General features: G+C 70.1%; 17 protein-coding genes and 2 pseudogenes. 15 read left to right on the top strand and 4 right to left on the bottom strand.

Going from position 1 to position 18,093, the window contains the following annotated elements; genetic code table 11:
• The 4 genes and pseudogenes from IEZ21_RS47805 to IEZ21_RS24870 all read left to right on the top strand — a co-directional run.
• Positions 1–618 (top strand): annotated as a pseudogene (locus tag IEZ21_RS47805) (ATP-binding cassette domain-containing protein); the annotation flags it as partial.
• Positions 619–703: 85 nt separating this feature from the next.
• A complete protein-coding gene (locus tag IEZ21_RS24880; protein WP_189324113.1) occupies positions 704–1,654 on the top strand; it encodes a phosphotransferase in 951 nt (316 codons plus the stop codon).
• Positions 1,655–1,675: 21 nt separating this feature from the next.
• Positions 1,676–1,939, top strand: a pseudogene (locus IEZ21_RS24875) (dethiobiotin synthase); the annotation flags it as partial.
• A 95-nt stretch (positions 1,940–2,034) separates the two neighbouring features.
• Complete coding sequence (locus IEZ21_RS24870; protein WP_189324112.1) at positions 2,035–2,715, top strand: class I SAM-dependent methyltransferase; 681 nt, start codon at positions 2,035–2,037, stop codon at positions 2,713–2,715.
• 119 nt (positions 2,716–2,834) lie between these two features.
• Here IEZ21_RS24870 and IEZ21_RS24865 read toward each other — a convergent pair whose 3' ends face one another.
• A complete protein-coding gene (locus IEZ21_RS24865) occupies positions 2,835–3,179 on the bottom strand; it encodes a hypothetical protein (protein ID WP_051745066.1) in 345 nt (114 codons plus the stop codon).
• 37 nt (positions 3,180–3,216) lie between these two features.
• Complete coding sequence (locus IEZ21_RS24860) at positions 3,217–3,444, bottom strand: antitoxin (RefSeq protein WP_165263795.1); 228 nt, start codon at positions 3,442–3,444, stop codon at positions 3,217–3,219.
• A 196-nt stretch (positions 3,445–3,640) separates the two neighbouring features.
• Here IEZ21_RS24860 and IEZ21_RS24855 point away from each other — a divergent pair, with 196 nt between their 5' ends.
• From IEZ21_RS24855 to mug, 11 genes are all read left to right on the top strand, one after another.
• Complete coding sequence (locus tag IEZ21_RS24855) at positions 3,641–4,525, top strand: ABC transporter ATP-binding protein (protein ID WP_246568118.1); 885 nt, start codon at positions 3,641–3,643, stop codon at positions 4,523–4,525.
• 11 nt (positions 4,526–4,536) lie between these two features.
• On the top strand, positions 4,537–7,104 hold the full coding sequence (locus tag IEZ21_RS24850; protein ID WP_189324111.1) for an FtsX-like permease family protein: 2,568 nt from the start codon (positions 4,537–4,539) through the stop codon (positions 7,102–7,104).
• Between the two features lie 437 nt (positions 7,105–7,541).
• Positions 7,542–8,213, top strand: a complete 672-nt coding sequence (locus tag IEZ21_RS24845; protein WP_189324110.1) for a DUF485 domain-containing protein — start codon at positions 7,542–7,544, stop codon at positions 8,211–8,213.
• Positions 8,210–9,814, top strand: coding sequence for a solute symporter family protein (locus IEZ21_RS24840; RefSeq protein WP_246568116.1), 1,605 nt, complete (start codon positions 8,210–8,212; stop codon positions 9,812–9,814). Before IEZ21_RS24845 ends, IEZ21_RS24840 begins: the two co-directional genes overlap by 4 nt.
• A gap of 92 nt (positions 9,815–9,906) precedes the next feature.
• On the top strand, positions 9,907–10,332 hold the full coding sequence (locus IEZ21_RS24835) for a GNAT family N-acetyltransferase (protein WP_189324109.1): 426 nt from the start codon (positions 9,907–9,909) through the stop codon (positions 10,330–10,332).
• A 184-nt stretch (positions 10,333–10,516) separates the two neighbouring features.
• Positions 10,517–11,848 (top strand): hemolysin family protein, encoded by a 1,332-nt coding sequence (locus IEZ21_RS24830; protein WP_189324108.1) that lies wholly within the window; start codon positions 10,517–10,519, stop codon positions 11,846–11,848.
• Positions 11,845–12,858: a hemolysin family protein gene (locus IEZ21_RS24825; protein WP_189324107.1), complete on the top strand. Its 1,014-nt coding sequence runs from the start codon at positions 11,845–11,847 to the stop codon at positions 12,856–12,858. The genes IEZ21_RS24830 and IEZ21_RS24825 overlap by 4 nt, the downstream gene beginning before the upstream one ends.
• A gap of 71 nt (positions 12,859–12,929) precedes the next feature.
• On the top strand, positions 12,930–13,712 hold the full coding sequence (locus IEZ21_RS24820) for an SGNH/GDSL hydrolase family protein (RefSeq protein WP_189324106.1): 783 nt from the start codon (positions 12,930–12,932) through the stop codon (positions 13,710–13,712).
• A 102-nt stretch (positions 13,713–13,814) separates the two neighbouring features.
• Positions 13,815–14,153, top strand: coding sequence for a DUF4326 domain-containing protein (locus tag IEZ21_RS24815; protein WP_189324105.1), 339 nt, complete (start codon positions 13,815–13,817; stop codon positions 14,151–14,153).
• Positions 14,154–14,235: 82 nt separating this feature from the next.
• Complete coding sequence (gene purB / locus IEZ21_RS24810; protein WP_189324104.1) at positions 14,236–15,678, top strand: adenylosuccinate lyase; 1,443 nt, start codon at positions 14,236–14,238, stop codon at positions 15,676–15,678.
• A complete protein-coding gene (gene mug, locus IEZ21_RS24805; protein ID WP_189324204.1) occupies positions 15,675–16,256 on the top strand; it encodes a G/U mismatch-specific DNA glycosylase in 582 nt (193 codons plus the stop codon). Before purB ends, mug begins: the two co-directional genes overlap by 4 nt.
• Positions 16,257–16,351: 95 nt before the next feature.
• Here the strand turns inward: mug and IEZ21_RS24800 are convergent, their stop codons facing one another.
• Positions 16,352–17,077, bottom strand: a complete 726-nt coding sequence (locus IEZ21_RS24800; RefSeq protein ID WP_189324103.1) for an ABC transporter permease subunit — start codon at positions 17,075–17,077, stop codon at positions 16,352–16,354.
• Between the two features lie 2 nt (positions 17,078–17,079).
• Positions 17,080–18,021: an ABC transporter ATP-binding protein gene (locus IEZ21_RS24795; RefSeq protein ID WP_189324102.1), complete on the bottom strand. Its 942-nt coding sequence runs from the start codon at positions 18,019–18,021 to the stop codon at positions 17,080–17,082.
• Positions 18,022–18,093 lie beyond the last annotated feature (72 nt).

Genomic DNA, 18,093 nt, shown 5'->3' with positions numbered 1-18,093 from the left:
ACGGCGGCGCTGACGGCGGCGGACGGGGAGCACCCTGTCGACCGCCCGCTCGTCGAGCTCGACGGCGTGGCCGTCGGTGAACGGCTGTGTCTGGACGGGCTGTTGACGATCACGCCCGGGCAGCGGCTGCTGGTCACGGGCGAGAACGGGGCTGGCAAGACAACGCTGCTGCGCGTCCTGGCGGGCGACCTGGAGCCGGACACGGGCGCGGTACGCCGCTCCGCCCGGATCGGGTACCTGGCGCAGGAGCTGCCCGCGCGCTCCACTCGGCTCCCGCTGCTCGCCGCCTTCGCGGCCGGACGGCCCGGGCTGCCGGAGGAGTACGCCGAACAGCTGCTGGCGCTGGGCCTGTTCCGTGAGGAGGACCTGCACGTCCCGGTCGCGGCGCTGTCCGCAGGGCAGCAGCGGCGGCTGCAGATCGCGAGCCTGGTGACCCGGCCCGCGGACCTTCTCGTACTCGACGAGCCGACGAACCACATCGCGCTCGACCTGGTCGAGGACCTGGAGGCGGCGCTCGCGGCGTACCCGGGGGCGGTAGTCGTGGTCTCGCACGACCGCGGCTTCCGCGAGCGCTTCCCAGGGGAGCGGCTGGAGCTGCGCGACGGCCGCAGATGCTGACCTTGGCCGGGGAACCGGCTGCACGCCTCGACCTGCCCGACAGCCAGAAATTCACCTGCAACGAGACGATGGGAACGACTGAGCCATGACCGATTTCGTGACACCACAACACGTCGCCCACCGCACCTCTGCCGCAGTCGACGCGGCTGTCGGAGCAGGGCGCGATCTCGGACTCACCGTGACTGATGCCACGGTGCTCCACGACGTCTTCTCTGTCGTTGTCCACCTTGCGCCCTCACCGGTCGTGGCCCGGATTCCCACCGTCCTGCCGCACCGCGAAAGCCTCGATTCCCTTGCGCGCCGCCAGCGGGCGGAACTGGACGTGGCACGGTGGCTCACCGACCAGGGAACCCCCGTGATCCCTCCCAGCCCTTTAGTGCCACGGGAACCCGTTCAGCGCGACGGGTTCTCGATGACGTTCTGGCAGTTCGTCGAGGAGGACCGGGACAAAGAACCCGACTACGTGGCGAACTCCGAAAGCGTTGCCGACCTGCACGCCGCGATGCGCGCATACCCGGGCCGTCTGTCGTTTCTGTCCGCGGCCGATCCGCAGTTCATTGCGGAAAGCCTTGCTCTGCTCGAAGAGCTTCCCGGCCTCATCGGTGCGAGCGAGCTGGACCGCGCACGCCGCGAGTGGCAGATCCTGGAGCCTCTCGTGCGCTCACGCACGGCGTTCGAAAAAGCGTTCCCGGGGATCGGCCTCCAGCCCATCCACGGCGACTCCCCGCCCGCGAACATCTTCTACGGCGTGGAAAGGGACCTCTACTCCGACTTCGAGCTGGTCACGTTGGGCCCCGTCGAGTGGGACCTGGCCGCTCTCGGGCCCGTCCACGAATCCGCCTACAACCGCGGCGCGCAGCGGGGCGGCATGAGGCCGTTGAACGAGGAGGTCCTGAGCTTCGTGAACGCCGTGGGGATGCTGCGGGCCATCGCCACCCTCACACTCACGCCGCAACTGCCCGAGCTGGTGGAGTACATCAAGCCGGCCGTCGACCAATGGCAGACGATGCCGTTCGCCGGCGGCATGGCCGACTGACACCGATCCCCACACCGGCGGACCATCCGCGAACTGCGCGCCCGGCAGCTCGACTTGCTCGGCGTCGTGGTGGGCAGCTGGCCGAACGAGCCGGATCTCGCGTCGCGTTGCAACCTCGCGGATCTGCCGGTGGTGGCGGAGGCTCCGCTGCTGGGGGCGGTTCCCGAGGGGGTGGGGCTGCTGTGGCCCGCCGGCTTCCGTGCCGCCGCGCCGAGTTGGCCGGCCCGGCCGCTGGGCGGGACGTGGGATGCGGAGGAGTTTGCAGTGGCGCAGGCGGCGGAGTAGGTGCGCGGGCGGGGCCGACACAGGGCGACCGACGGGTGAAGGGGCGCGCACGGGGGGACAATCGCCGTGACGCCAGTCGCCCAGGGGAGGTCTCCATGCGACCACGCGGTTCCCGGACCACCAAGTCCGGCCGGATGGCCCCGGCCCCGGTGCATCACCCGTTGTTCGCCCGCTTCTACGCCAAAATCAGTGTCGCCTCCGAGCCCGCCATCGGCCCGCACCGCGACGAGCTGCTTGCCGGGCTCTCCGGCCGGGTCATCGAGATCGGCGCCGGCAACGGACTGAACTTCGCCCACTATCCGAGCACCGTCTCGGAGGTCGTCGCCATCGAACCCGAGCGCAGCCTGCGGCAGTTGGCGGTGACCGCGGCCCTGCGCTCCGAGGTGCCCGTCGACGTGGTGCCGGGCGTCGCGGAAGGGCTGCCGGTCAAGAGCGAGGCGTTCGACGCGGCGGTCCTGTCACTGGTGCTGTGCAGCGTACGAGACGTGCCGAGGGCCCTGGCCGAGGTACGCCGCGTCCTGCGTCCGGGCGGCGAGCTGCGGTTCTTCGAGCACGGCAAGGGCGGCGGCGCGGCGATGGGCGTCACGCAGCGCGCCCTGGACCGTACCGTGTGGCCGCTGCTGTTCGGCGGCTGCCATGTGAGCCGGGACGTTCTCGGCGCGCTCCGGGACGCCGGGTACGAACTGGGGCCGTTCCGGCGGGTGTTGGTGCCCGAGAAGGGGGCGCGCATGCCGAGCTCGTACTGCGTGCTCGGCACGGCGCGCTCCGCAGGTTAGGCGAGTTGAACACTGCGGGTTCGTTGTGGCTGGTCGCGCCCACGCGGCGGAGCCGCAAATCGAAACAGCCCCGCGCCCCTGAAAGGAAGGCCTGCGGCCTCTTTTCAGGGGCGCGGGTCTCAGGGTTCGAGGCTCCACTGGCGCAGCTCCTGCGTGATGTCCTGCACCGTCGCCTCGCCCGTCTTGACCAGGCGGGCCAGGTCGCGGACCTGTTCTGGTGAGGTGACGACCTTCAGGCCGCTGGCGACGAGATAGGCGTACGCGACGGCCATGGCGAACATCGCGTTGGAGCGTTCGAGCGCCGGTACGTGCAGCAGGAGCTGGAGCAGTGCGGCGGCGCGGGCGTGTGGACTGTCGTAGACGGGGACGCCGAAGATCTCCGCCTCGTGCCGGCTGACGGCGGCGACGAGGGCTCCCCAGTCCGTGACCTGGGGATCTCCCGGAGTGTTCTGTTCGGCGACCATGAGCAGCCAGGCAAGGTCGACATGGACATTCAAGGGTTCAGCGACGGCCTTCTCGCTCCGGGCCGAACTCCTCGGCGAACACGGACTCGTACTGCTTCATGAAGTCGGCGGCGGCCTCCACGAAGGTGTGGCCCACTTCCCCGGTGTCCTGTTTGACCAGCTCTTCGATGTAGCGGTTGACGCTCATGCCGCGGGCCAGGGCTCGCTCCCGCGCGGCCCGCGCGGTGCCCTCGTCCACGCGCACGTTCAGTTGGGTCTTCGCCATACTTCGAAGCTAGCGCCTGAGTGCTAGCAGGGGCAAGAGCGCATCCACCGGGAATCCACTAAGGGTGCCCCTTACATCGAACTCAGGGGCACCGACCTGCGCAGGAGACCGGCTCGACCTTCTGGTGGATACCAAGTGTGCGCGGGATCACATTAGGCTCGCCCGCGGGCACCGAAGTCCGACCTAGGAGGCGGCCTTGTCCACAGCAGCTGCGGAGCACGCCCTCGGGCGCACGGACGCCGAGGGGATCGCGGCCCGCGCCCGTGGTCTGACCAAGGCGTACGGCACGGGTGAGACGACCGTGCTCGCCCTCGACTCGGTCGACGTGGACATCGCGCGCGGTCGCTTCACCGCGGTCATGGGTCCTTCGGGCTCGGGGAAATCCACGCTGATGCACTGTCTGGCGGGGCTCGACACCGTGTCGGCCGGCCAGGTGTGGCTGGGCGACACCGAGATCACCGGGCTGAAGGAGCGCGAGCTGACGCGGTTGCGCCGGGACCGGATCGGCTTCATGTTCCAGTCGTTCAACCTGATCCCGACGCTGAACGCGATCGAGAACATCACGTTGCCCATGGACATCGCGGGCAAGAAGCCCGACGAGAAGTGGCTGGACCAGGTCATCGACACGCTCGGACTGCGCGACCGTCTCAAGCACCGGCCCGCGCAGCTGTCCGGCGGGCAGCAGCAGCGCGTCGCCTGCGCCCGCGCGCTGGCCTCACGCCCCGAGCTGATCTTCGCCGACGAGCCGACGGGCAACCTGGACTCACGGGCCGGACTCGAAGTCCTCGGCTTTCTGCGGGAGGCCGTCGACGAGCTGGGCCAGACCGTCGTCATGGTCACGCACGACCCGGGCGCGGCGGCCCACTCCGACCTGGTGCTCTTCCTCGGGGACGGGCGGATCGTGGACGAGATGGCGCGGCCCTCGGCGGAGGCGGTGCTCGAGCGCATGAAGCAGTTCGACACCATCCGCGGGACGTCGGAAGACGCCACCGCCCGCGATCAGGGCGTAGTACTCGACAAGGGCGCCGCTTCCGACCAAGGCACCGCTTCCGACCAGGGCACCGCCCCCGACCAGGACTGAGGCAGACCGTCGTGCTGAAGGCGACACTGAGGAGTTTCCTCGCGCACAAGGGGCGGCTGCTGCTCTCGGCGCTGGCCGTCCTGCTGTCCGTGGCGTTCGTCGCGGGCAGCCTGATCTTCTCGGACACGGTCACCCGTACCTTCGACCGGCTCTTCGCGTCCACGTCGGCCGACGTGACCGTGCTGCCGCGCGAGGATCTGGACTCGCAGCTGCCCTCCGGGGCCGTCCAGACCGTGGACACGAGCATCGAGGACCGTATCGCCCGGGTCGACGGCGTCGCCGACACGCATGTCGACGTCTCCGTCGAGAACGTCACCGTCGTCGACAGCGACAACGAGTCCGTGGGCCCGACCACCGGCGCGCCCACCATCGCCACCGGCTGGTACGTCACCGAGCGCAGCCCCGTGGAGCTGACCTCCGGCCATGAGCCGCGCGGACCCGGCGAGGCGCTGATCGACGCGGACACGGCCGACAACAAGGACGTACGCATCGGCGACACGCTCACCGTGATCGCACAGCCGGGTTCGTTCAAGGTGGAGATCGTCGGCATCGCGACCTTCACCACCACCAACCCCGGTGCGGCGCTCGTCTTCCTCGACACCGCGACCGCGCAGACCGAGCTGCTGGGCAAGAGCGGCGTCGCCACCAGCATCGCGGTGGACGCGGAGGAGGGCGTGAGTGACGCCGCTCTCAAGGAGCGCATCTCGCGCGCGATCGGCGCCGAGACCTATGAGGTGGAGACCGCCGACGAGCAGGCCGAGTCCGCCGCCGCCGAACTCGGCGGCTTCCTCGACGTGATCAAGTACGTGATGCTCGGCTTCGCCGGGATCGCCGTACTGGTCGGCGTGTTCCTGATCGTCAACACCTTCTCCATGCTGATCGCCCAACGCACGCGCGAACTGGGCCTGTTGCGCGCCCTGGGCGCCGACCGGCGGCAGGTGCGCCGGTCCGTGCTCCTGGAAGCGGCCCTGCTGGGCCTGGTGGGCTCCACGCTCGGCCTGGCCACGGGGATCGGGCTCGCGTTCGGGCTGATCGAGCTGATGGGCCTGCTCGGCATGAACCTCAAGTCCACCGAGATGGTCATCGGCTGGGCGACCCCTGTCTCGGCGTACGTCGTCGGCGTCGGCGTCACCTTCGTCGCCGCGTATCTGCCTGCCCGGCGGGCTGCCGGGGTGTCGCCGATGGCCGCGCTCGCCGACGCCGAAATCGCCGGTGTGGGGCGGCCGTTGCGGGTACGGGCCGTGGTGGGGACGGTCGTCGGAGCGCTCGGCGCCGCCGCGCTCGTGGGGTGTGTGACCGCGACGGAGACGAGCTCCGCCGCTTCCCTGCTGGCGCTCGGCGTCGTCCTGACCCTCATCGCGACCGTGATCGCCGGACCGCTTCTCGTACGGCCCGTGATCCGTGTCCTCGGCGGAGCGTTCCCGGCCCTGTTCGGCTCGGTCGGGCGGATGAGCCAGCGCAACGCGCTGCGCAATCCGCGTCGTACGGGTGCCACCGCGGCGGCGCTGATGGTCGGTCTCGCCCTGGTCGGCGGGATGTCCGTGGCGAGCGCGTCCATGACCGAGTCCTTCGACCAGCAGATCGACGAGACGCTCGGCGCCGACTTCGTGATCCAGAACAACAACTTCCAGCCGTTCCCGCAGGAGATCACCGAGAAGGTGGACGAAACGGACGGCGTCGGAACCGTCGTACGCCAACGGTTCGCAGCCATCGCGGCACGGCTGCCCAACGGCGACCGCGTCGAGACGGGCGCGGCAGGCTACGGCGACCAGCTCGACGAGGTCGCCAACATCACGTACGCGCAGGGCGACACGGCGGCGGCGCTGGCACCCGGGAACATGGCCATGGACGTCGACTACGCCAAGGACCACGACGTACGCATCGGCAGTGTCATCCCCGTCGAGTTCCCGGCCGGCCGGCAGACCGAACTGCGGGTGGCCGCGCTCACCGACCAGGAGGGCGGCGAGGGATTCGGCGCGCAGGGAGCGATGTACTTCGGACTCGAGACGCTGGAGCGGTACGTGCCCGGCGGTCAGGACTCGACGCTGTACGTGAACGCGGCCTCGGGCACCTCCGCCGACACGCTGCGCGAGCGCCTGGAGCAGACGCTCGACCCGTATCCGCAGGTGCAGGTGCGCGACCAGGCCGACTACAAGCAGCTGGTCCGCGACCAGATCGCCGTACTGCTCTATCTCGTCTACGCCCTGCTGGGCCTGGCGATCGTCATCGCGGTGCTCGGCGTGGTCAACACCCTTGCTCTATCGGTCGTGGAGCGCACGCGCGAGATCGGGCTACTGCGCGCGATCGGGCTCGCCCGGCGGCAGTTGCGGCGGATGATCCGCCTGGAGTCGGTGGTGATCGCCGTGTTCGGCGCGGTCCTCGGGCTCGCGCTGGGGCTTGTGTGGGGCGTGTGTGTGCAGCAGGTCCTGGCGCTCCAGGGCATGACGGCGCTGGCGATCCCGTGGGTCACCATCGTCGCGGTCGTGGTGGGCTCGGCGATCGTGGGCATCGTGGCGGCGCTGCTGCCGGCATTGCGTGCCTCGCGGATGAACGTGCTGGCAGCGATCGCGCACGAGTGAGTCACTCGCTTTTTCCCTCAAGTTGCCCCTGATTCAAGAGAGTTCGCTTCGGGGTCAGCGGCCGGTCGTCCTCGGGGATCCCTTGGACGGCCGGTCCATCCGTATGACGCACTGCGCGTGCCAGGGAACGCAAAGTACGCAAGTACCTCAGATCGTTGCCGTTCACGCCCTTGTCGGCCCCGTGATCACTACGGCACGGTTGGCGCCGATGAAGCAAGGACGCCGGATGGGGCTGACACGGCTCGGTCGGTGAACTGAGCGCATCGTTCGCGGCAGGTCCGGTCCGTTCCGGTGTCACTCCCTGTCGAGCGTCTTCGTCACTGACACCGGCCCCCCGTCAGCGGGCCCGGAGAACGCGTGCGGCCACAAGCCCTCGTATGCCGCGCTCTCCTCCCTTCCACGCCACTCCTTGCCGAGGCGGACTCATGGATTCCCGCATGCCTTTCACGGATCAAGACCCTCCCGCCGCTGCCGCCCTCTATCTCAGTGCTCTCGACCACGAGAACCTCTACTCCGAAGCGGAGTTGCGGCATGTCGTCTCCCGGGCCTACGAGTCCGTCGGCCAGCCGGCGGCGCTCCTGGACCTGTACCGGCGGTCCGTGCAGGGGGCGCCTGTCACCGCTCAGGGTGTCCGGGCCCGACGAAGATCCTGGGCGCTTCAGCAGGCCCGGCACCTGGGCCTGGACGACGGCCGGCCCATGGCGCCGCCTCCGGCGTGGGCGGCCTGGGAAGAGCCGGTCACAGCCACCATCGAGCTGTCCCCGCACAGGCATGAGACCTCACCGTCCGATCCGGCAGCCCCGCTGACGCCGGGTCGCCGTCAGACCGTGACGCTGCGCGAACTGCGTGCCGCACGCCGCCGCCCGGCACGGGTCGCCGCTTCGGTCCTCGGAGCCCAGATGACCGGCGTCGTCCTGGCCAACGAGGCGCCCGGTGTCATGGCGCTCTCCCTGGCGGGTCCGCTGAACATCGGACTCACGCTGGTCCTGGTCCAGTTGGTGATCACCGGCTGGGCGGTCCTGTGGTACTCGCGGTATGCGAGGAACACGCTCGAGCCGCTGGCCGGACGTCACAACGCCCCCCTCGCACACCTGGAGAGCCACCGGTGAACTCCGTCCTCGCGCTCTCCGGTTCCGGCAGCGCCTTCCCCGTCCTCGCCGCCTTCGGCCTCTGCGTCGTCCTGACGCTGTTCCTCTCGATCGGGTCGATGCTCCCCGAAGAGAACGAACTCAGCGGGTTCTATCTCGGTCAGCGGCGACTGTCGTCGCTGGTCAACGGGCTGGCGATCTTCGGCAGTTACATGTCCGCGGCGGGGATGCTGGGCAATCCCGGCCTGATCTCCCTCACCGGTTACGACGGCATCGCCTACGTACTGGCGCCGATGGTGGCGTGGTCCGTACTGGTGCTGCTGGTCGCCCAGCCCTACCACAGCACCTCCAAGTTCACCATCGGCGACTCGCTCGCCCGGCGGCTGCACGCCCGGCCCGTGCACCTGGCGGCGGGCATCGCCGGCGTGGTCGTCTGCCTGCTGTATCTGACCGCCCAGCTCATCGGCGCCGGAGCGCTCGCCGGCACCGTCCTGGGTCTGGACGGAGACGGCGCCCAACGAGCCGTCGTGGCCGGCCTCGGCCTGCTGATGGTCCTCTACGTCATCATCGGCGGTATGCGGGCGGCGACCCTGGTGCAGAACATCAAGGCCGTGCTCCTTCTCGCCACGGGGCTGTTCGTCGTACTGGCCGTCCTGGCGGAGTTCGGCTGGAATCCGTCGCGCCTGCTGGACGCGGCCGTCGACAAGAGCGGCTTCGGCGGACGTTTCCTGGAACCCGGCATCCGGTTCCATGACCGCACCACCAAGATCGATCAGATCAGCCTGCAACTGGCGTTCATCCTCGGGGCGGCCGCTCTGCCGCATGTGCTGATGCGCATCGGAACGGTCTCCAGCGGACGCAGAGCCCGCAAGTCGGCGGCGTGGGCGGCCGGACTGGTCATCGCTTTCACCTTCTTCGAGGTGGTGCTGGGCCTGGGCGCCGCGGCACTCATCGGTACGAAGGCCGTCGCCGCGGACGCCGCCTCCGGCAACACGGCCGTGCTTCTGCTGTCGGAGCGCCTGGGCGGATCGGTCCTGCTGACCGTGGTCTCCTGCGTCGCCTTCATCACGATCGTGGCCGTCGTCGCCGCTCTCACGCTCACCGCGGCGGCGTCCCTGGCCCACGACATCTACGGCAAGACGATCATGCGGGGCCAAGCGTCCGAGAAGAACGAACTCCTCGTGGCGCGGCTGGGCGTGGGCGTGGTCGGTGTGGCGGCGATCGCCCTCTCGATGATCGCCCAGCACCTCAACATCGCCTTCCTGGTCAGCCTCGCCTTCGCCATCGCGGCCTCCGCGATCCTGCCGTCTCTGCTGTTCAACCTGTGGTGGAAGGGCTTCACGACCAGGGGCGCGGTCTGGAGCATGTACGGCGGCCTGATCGTCGCCATCCTGCTCACGGCGCTGTCCCCGGCGGTCTCGGGCAACCCGACGGCGCTGCTGCCGGACATGGACTTCGCGCTGTTCCCCCTGCGGAACCCCGGTCTCATCTCCATCCCCGTGGGATTCCTCCTCGCCTGGGCCGGCTCGGCACTCGACCGGAGCCAGCCGGACGGGGCCGACTACACGGAAACCGAAATCCGCGTCCTCACCGGCGCAGGCACAGGACGTCACGACAGTTGACCCAGTGGACGTGCCGAGGAGCCCAGGCTTCCCGGGCTCCTCGGCACGGAAACCGTTCGCCAGACAGGCCGGCGCTCTGCTTGGCTCACCCCATGAGTGATCTCCACATCCGCTGTGCCACCTCTGACGACCTCGACGCAGTCCTCGCCTTCTGGAAGGTGGCCGCCGAGGGCACGAGCATCAGTGACGACCGGGACGGCGTGGAGCGGCTCGTCGCCCGTGATCCCGAAGCGCTCATCCTCGCCGAGTACGACGGGGAGCTGGTGGGCACGGTCATCGCCGGATTCGACGGCTGGCGCTGCCATCTGTACCGGCTCGCCGTGCACCCGGACCGCCGTCGCCTCGGCATCGGTTCGGCACTCCTCGCCGCGGCGGAGGAGCGCTTCGTACGCCTGGGCGGGCGCCGGGGCGACGCGATGGTGCTCAAGCGCAACGAGACCGCGCATCATGCGTGGCGGGCGGCGGGGTACACGCCCGAGGAGCACTGGCGGCGGTGGGTGAAGCCGCTCGGTGAGTGACCGGAGTACGGGCGACTTTGCTGACCCTTTACTATGTGTGCATCAGGTCTTCTTCTTCCCAGGAAAGGTGTGAGCGTCCGCCCATGGGCGAGCCTCCCAGTCCCGGCAGCCCGCGCGGCCTCCCGCCGCGTCGGCATCATGCGATCCCCCCGCCCCTGTCCGACCATGGGACGGAGGTGACCCGATGACCGAAGTGCTCCTCCTCGCGGTGGCCGTTCTGCTCTCCCTGGCCTGCGGCGCCTTCGTCGCGGCGGAGTTCTCGCTGACCACGGTCGAGCGCAGCGAGCTGGAGCGAGCCGTCGAGCGCGGCGAGGTCGGCGCCTCGGGCGCCCTCAAGGCCGTACGGAATCTGACCTTCCAGCTGTCCGGCGCGCAACTCGGCATCACCGTCACCAACTTGATCGTCGGCATGCTCGCCGAGCCGTCCATCGCCAAGCTGATCGCGGGCCCGCTGGAGGCGGCCGGCATGGGCCCGTCGGTGGCCTCTTCGACCGCGCTGGTCATCGGTACGGCGCTGTCGACGGTGTTCCTGATGGTCGTCGGCGAGCTCGTGCCCAAGAACTGGGCGATCTCCTCACCGCTCTCGGTGGCCAAGAAGGTGGCAACGCCGCAGCGCTGGTTCAGCACGCTGTTCCGGCCGTTCATCACCCATCTCAACAACACCGCGAATCGTGTCGTACGCCGCTTCGGCGTCGAGCCCACCGAGGAGCTGGCCTCGGCCCGCGGACCGCAGGAGCTGATGGCCCTCGCCCGGCACTCCGCGAAGGAGGGCGCGCTGGAGGCCGACACCGCCGAGCTGTTCGTCCGCACGCTGAACCTCGCGGACCTGACCGCGGAGAACGTGATGACGCCACGCGTCCAGGTCATCGCCCTGGACGTGCAGGCGACCTGCGAGGACGTGGCGAACGCGACGCGGGCGACCGGTCTTTCGCGCTTCCCCGTCTACCGCGGCAACCTCGACTCGGTCGTGGGCGTCGCGCACATCAAGGACGTACTGGCGGTGCCCGCCGAGCGCCGCAGCCGCAGCTCCGTCGCGCAGCTGATGCGCGAACCCCTCCTCGTACCGGAGTCGCTGACCGTCGACCGGCTCCTGGACCGGATGTCCGGGAAGCGCACGATGGCCGTCGTCATCGACGAGTACGGCGGCACCGCCGGGGTCGCCACCCTGGAGGACATCGTCGAGGAGGTCGTCGGCGAGGTGCGGGACGAGCACGATCCGCACGAGGTGCCCGACCTGGCCCTGGCCGACAAGGACGACGACGGCCGGGCGCTGTACTCCGCCGACGGCGCGGCCCGTACCGACCAGCTCGCGCGGGTCGGGCTGCGGGTGCCCGAGGGGCCGTACGAAACGCTGGCCGGGCTCGTCGCGACCGAACTCGGCCGCATTCCCGCCGTCGGCGACACCGTGGACGTCGTCGGCTGGCGGCTCGAAGTGACGGACGCATCGGGCCATCGCGCCGCGCGAGTGCTGCTGCACGCGCCGCTGCCGCTCGTTGACGAGGAGGGGACGCTGTGACCGCCGTACAGCTGCTGATCGGTCTGGCGACGCTCATCGTGAACGCCTTCTTCGTGGGCGCCGAGTTCGCGCTGATCTCGGTGCGCCGCAGCCAGATTGAGCCCTACGCCGAACAGGGCGACCGGCGGGCGCGGAGCGTGCTGTGGGGTCTCAAGCACGTCTCCGCGCTGATGGCCGCCGCACAGCTCGGCATCACGCTGTGCACGCTGGTCCTGGGTGTGGTCGCGGAGCCCGCGATCGAGCATCTGCTGGAGCCGGTGTTCCACGCGGTGGGGGTGCCGGAGGGCGCGGGGCACGTGATCTCGTTCGTGATCGCGCTGACCTTGGCGACGTATCTGCACATGCTCCTCGGTGAGATGGTGCCGAAGAACATCGCGCTCGCCGAACCGGTGCGCACGGCACTGCTGCTCGGTCCGCCGCTGGTCGCGCTGTCCCGGGCGCTGCGTCCGGTGATCTTCACGATCAACGCCTTCGCGAACGCGCTGCTGAAGCTGATGCGCGTCGAGGTGCGGGACGAGGTGACCGCGACCTTCTCGGACGACGAACTCGCCCGCCTCGTCCAGGACTCCAGCGCCGCGGGCCTGATCGACGACCGGGCCCAGGAGCGGCTGCACGACGCCCTGGAGCTGGGCCGCCGCCCCGTCAGGGACGTCGTCCTCCCGCTGGAAAGCGTCGTGTACGCGCGCGTGGGTGTCACGCCCGAGCAGTTGGAGGCCCTGTCCGCCGAGTCCGGCTTCTCCCGCTTCCCCGTCGTGGACGACGGCCGCCGCATCGTCGGCTACCTCCACGTCAAGGACGCGCTGGACGCGATGCCGCGCGATCTCCCGTTCCGGGTCGCGGACATGCGCTCGATCGCGCGTGTCCGGGAGAGCACACCGCTGGACGACGTGCTCACGGCGATGCGCCGCAGTCGTACGCATCTGGCGGCGGTGATCGGCGGGGACGGGCTGCTGGCGGGGGTGGTGACGATGGAGGACGTGTTGCGGGAGTTGTTCGGTCAGCCGGCGTGAGGTGAGTCCCGGTACGTGGCTGTGGGTGGCCGACCGCTGGGTATGTGCCTCGGGATACCATCGCTCCTGCCATGGAGACGAATGCCACCTACACCAGTCTTGTCGCGGTCGGCGACTCCTTCACCGAGGGCATGTCGGACCGGTTGCCCGACGGCTCGTATCGCGGCTGGGCCGACCTGCTGGCGGGGCGGATGGCCGCTCGGACACCGGGCTTCCGGTACGCCAACCTCGCCGTGCGCGGCAAGCTGATCGGGCAGATCGTGGCCGACCAGGTGAGCGTGGCGGCGGCCATGCAGCCGGACCTGATCACGCTGGTGGGCGGGCTGAACGACACACTGCGCCCCAAGTGCGACATGGGTCGGGTACGCGGGCTCCTGGAGGAGGCCGTCGAGCGGCTCGCCCCGTCCTGCAAGCAGCTCGTTCTGATGCGCAGCCCCGGACGCCAAGGCCCGGTCCTTGAACGGTTCCGGCCGCGCATGGAGGAGCTGTTCGCCTGCGTGGACGACCTCGCGGCCCGGCACGGCGCGCTCGTGGTCGACCTCTACGGCGCCCCTTCACTCGCCGACCCCCGCATGTGGGACGTGGACCGGCTGCACCTGACGGCCGAGGGACACCGCCGCGTCGCGGAGGCGGTGTGGCAGACACTCGGCCACGAGGCGCAGAACGCCGAGTGGCGCACCCCGATGCCCGCGAGCGCGCCGCCTGGCTGGGTCGCCCGTCGGGCCACCGACGTGCGGTTCACCCGGCAGTACCTGCTGCCGTGGATCGGGCGGCGGCTTACGGGGCGCTCCTCGGGGGACGGCCGTCCCCCGAAGCGGCCCGAGTTGCTGCCGTTCGACGGGTCGGTGGCGTAGGCGTACGTAGGAAGGACGTAGGCGTACGAAGGGGCGGTGGCGTGGGTCGTCTGCGCGTCGGATGATCGGAATCGTCGCCCGGCAGCGCGGAGGGAGCCTCGCGTGACCACCACCGTGATCAACCTCAAGGGCCGTATCCAGGAATTCGGGCCCCGCCTTGAGAACGCCCCCGCGGACCTCGTCTACGTCGGCCGCCGCTGGACCAGGGGCGGCTGGGACCTTCCCGAGCATCCACTGCACAACCCGTTCAACCCCGACACCGCGAAGAAGAAGCACGACGGCACGCGCGCCGAGGTCATGGCCAAGTACCGGGCGTACCTCCTCGAACGCCCCGACCTCCTCGACCTGGTGCCCGAGCTGCGCGACAAGACGCTGGCCTGCTGGTGCGCTCCGGAGCTGTGCCACGCCGACATCCTGGCGGAGCTCGCCGACGCGTCCTGAGCGGCCTCGGACCGCACTTGTAGCTTCCGACGAACAACCCCATGACGCTGGCCTGCGGGAACCGCCAGTAGAATCAGGCCACGTGACTCCCGCGCCCGCAAAGCCCCGTATCCCGAACGTCCTCGCCGGCCGCTACGCCTCCGCCGAGCTCGCCGTCCTGTGGTCCCCCGAGCAGAAGGTGAAGCTGGAGCGTCAGCTCTGGCTCGCTGTACTGCGGGCCCAGAAGGATCTCGGGATCGAGGTGCCTGATGCCGCCCTCGCCGACTACGAGCGCGTGCTCGACCAGGTCGACCTGGCATCGATCGCCGAGCGCGAGAAGGTCACGCGGCACGATGTGAAGGCGCGGATCGAAGAGTTCAACGACCTCGCCGGGCACGAGCACGTCCACAAGGGCATGACCTCGCGTGACCTCACGGAGAACGTCGAGCAGCTGCAGATCCGGCTCTCGCTGGAGCTGATGCGCGACCGTACGGTGGCGGTCCTGGCGCGGCTCGGGAAGCTGGCCGGTGAGTACGGCGAGCTGGTCATGGCGGGCCGCTCGCACAACGTCGCCGCGCAGGCCACCACGCTCGGCAAGCGCTTCGCAACCGCCGCCGACGAGCTGCTCGTCGCGTACGGCCGGGTCGAGGAACTGCTCGCCCGTTACCCGCTGCGCGGCATCAAGGGCCCGGTGGGCACGGCCCAGGACATGCTCGACCTGCTGGGCGGCGACGCGGCGAAGCTCACCGAGCTGGAGCAGCGCATCGCCGGGCACCTCGGCTTCTCGCAGGCCTTCACCTCCGTCGGCCAGGTCTACCCGCGCTCGCTCGACTACGAGGTCGTCACCGCCCTGGTGCAGGTGGCCGCGGCTCCGTCCTCGCTCGCGAAGACGATCCGTCTGATGGCCGGGCACGAGCTGGTGACCGAGGGCTTCAAGCCGGGGCAGGTCGGCTCCTCGGCGATGCCGCACAAGATGAACACCCGCTCCTGCGAGCGCGTCAACGGCCTGATGGTGATCCTGCGCGGCTACGCCTCGATGACCGGCGAGCTCGCGGGCGACCAGTGGAACGAAGGCGACGTCTCCTGCTCGGTCGTACGCCGCGTCGCGCTGCCCGACGCCTTCTTCGCGCTGGACGGACTGCTGGAGACGTTCCTCACCGTCCTCGACGAGTTCGGCGCCTTCCCCGCGGTCGTCGCGCGTGAGCTGGACCGCTATCTGCCGTTCCTCGCGACGACGAAGGTCCTGATGGGTGCCGTACGCGCCGGCGTCGGCCGGGAGGTCGCGCACGAGGCCATCAAGGAGAACGCCGTCGCCTCCGCTCTCGCGATGCGCGAGCAGGGCGCCGAGCGCAACGAACTGCTCGACAAGCTGGCGGCGGACGAGCGCATCCCGCTCGACCGGCCCGGGCTCGACGCGCTGATGGCCGACAAGCTGTCCTTCACGGGTGCCGCCGCCGGCCAGGTTTCCGCGGTCGTCGGCCGGATCGAGGAGATCGTCAAGCAGCACCCGGAGGCGGCGGGTTACGCGCCGGGGGCGATCCTCTGACCCGCTTCACCCCCGCGGAACTTGAGGCCGCCCGCGACCGGCTCGTGCCGGATGTCGTCGCGGACGGCCTCCGTGTTCTGTTCTGCGGCATCAACCCCGGCCTCATGACGGCCGCGACGGGCCACCATTTCGCCCACCCGGGCAACCGCTTCTGGCCGGTCCTGTACCTCTCCGGCTTCACACCTCGCCTGCTGAAGCCTTCGGAGCAGAGCGAGTTGCTCTCGTACGGGCTCGGCATCACGAACGTGGTGGCGCGGGCGTCCGCGCGAGCCGACGAGCTGACCGCGGAGGAGTACCGGGAGGGCGGGCGGCTGCTGAGCCTGAAGGTGGCGCGGCTGCGTCCGCGCTGGCTTGCGGTGGTGGGCGTCACCGCGTACCGGGCGGCCTTCGACGACCTCCCCCACTCTCGGCTTCGCTCGAGCGGGGGGACCCCCATGGCCCAAGTGGGCCCACAGGAGCGGACGATCGGTGACACGCGCGTGTGGGTGCTGCCCAATCCCAGTGGTCTGAACGCGCATTGGACGGCGGAGACGATGGCGGAGGAGTTCGGGCGGTTGCGGGCGGCCGCGCAGGACTAGCCGTTCACGGCGGGGCCGTCTCGGTGAGCATGGCGAGGAGTTGGAACGACAGCTCCTTCATCGGGTGGCCCCGTCAGCCATGACTCAGCCGCTGTTCAAGCGTCCCGGCGGCGAACACTCCAGGCACCCGCCACCAGCGCCGCCCCCGCCCACACCCCCGTCACCGCGAGCCCCGTCCACGGCCCGAGGAACCCCTCCGCCGTCTCGTGCAGGACCACCTGTCCCGCCTTGTCGGGCAGGAAGTCGGCGACGGTCCCGGACATTCCCCCGACGACGAACGACACGATGAGCAGGAACGGGATCAGGATGCTCAGGGTCGCGACGCCGCTGCGCAGCAGCGCGGTCAGCCCGGCCGCGAAGAGGGCCATCAGCGCGAGGTAGATCCCGCAACCGACGACACCCCGCAGTCCCTCGCCCCAGCTCAGCCCGCTCCCCCGGTCGCCGAGGACTGCCTTGCCCACGGCCAGGCTCACGAATCCGGTGACCAGCCCGACGGCCAGGGCCGGTACGCCGATCGCCGTCGCCTTCGCCGCGAACCACCGGCCTCGATGGGGCACCGCGGCCAGCGAGACCCGCAGCGCACCGCCCTGGAACTCCGACGAGACGGCCTGCGCGCCGAACGTGATCGCCGCGATCTGTCCGAAGCTGACTCCGAAGAACGCCGAGAACAAGGGGTCGAAGTCCTCGTCCGAGGAGGCGTCGAGCCCGGCGATCGCGGAGAAGGCCGCGGTGACGACTACGACGGCGGCCAGTCCGGCGAGGAGGGATCGCAGCGTACGGATCTTGAGCCACTCGGAGTGGAGTACGGGTGCGAACGGCACGGTCAGGCCTCCTGTGGCTGGTTCGATGTCTTTGGGGTCTTGGCGGCGAACTCGGCCTCCGTGGCGGTCAGATCGAGGTACGCCTGCTCCAACGTGCCCTCCTCCGCGGCGAGTTCCAGGATGGGCACTCCCGTGCCCGATATGAGGCGGCCGATGTCGTCCACGCGCGCATGGTGCACGATCCACCGTTCGTCCGCACCCTCCACGGCGTCGTATCCGTGCCGGGCGAGCAGCTCCCGAAGTGCCGCACCTTCGGTGGTGCGCACGCGTACGCGTGGCTGCACGCGCGCGTCGATGAACTCCCGCATCGGCATGTCGGCGAGCAGGCGGCCGCGGCCCAGGACGACGAGGTGGTCGGCGAAGGACGCGGTCTCGTTCATCAGGTGGCTGGAGACGAGCACGGTGCGGCCCTCGCGGGCGAGCCGACGCATCAACTCCCGGATCCAGATGATGCCTTCGGGGTCGAGCCCGTTCGACGGCTCGTCGAGCAGGACCACCGGCGGGTCGCCCAGGAGCGCGGCGGCGACGCCCAGGCGCTGGCGCATGCCGAGGGAGTACGTCCTGACGCGGCGACGGGCGACCGAGGCGAGCCCCGCTTCTTCCAGGACCTCGTCCGCGCGGCGCTCCGGGAGGCGGTTGCTCGCGGCGAGCACGCGCAGATGGTCCCGTGCGGTGCGCGCGCCGTGCGCGGCCTGTGCGTCGAGCAGGGCGCCGACGTGGCGCAGTGGCTCGTCGAGCGTCGCGTAGGGGCGGCCGCCGATGGTGGCGGTGCCGGACGTCGGCCGGTCCAGGCCGAGCACGAGCCGCATTGTGGTTGATTTCCCGGCGCCGTTGGGGCCGAGGAAACCGGTGACCCGGCCCGGCGCGACGTGGAAGGTCAACCGGTCCACGGCGCGCGTGCTGCCGTACTCCTTGGTGAGGTCTTGGACGTCGATGCTGGTCATGGCTCAAGGCTGGCGGTCGGGCCGGGGTCCTGGCCTCCCCCACCCGTGGAGGGTGTCTCCCTCGCTCGGGGG

It is taken from the genome of Streptomyces flaveus (assembly GCF_014647675.1).
Lineage (GTDB): Bacteria > Actinomycetota > Actinomycetes > Streptomycetales > Streptomycetaceae > Streptomyces > Streptomyces flaveus.
This window is presented reverse-complemented; position numbering and strand designations above follow the sequence as displayed.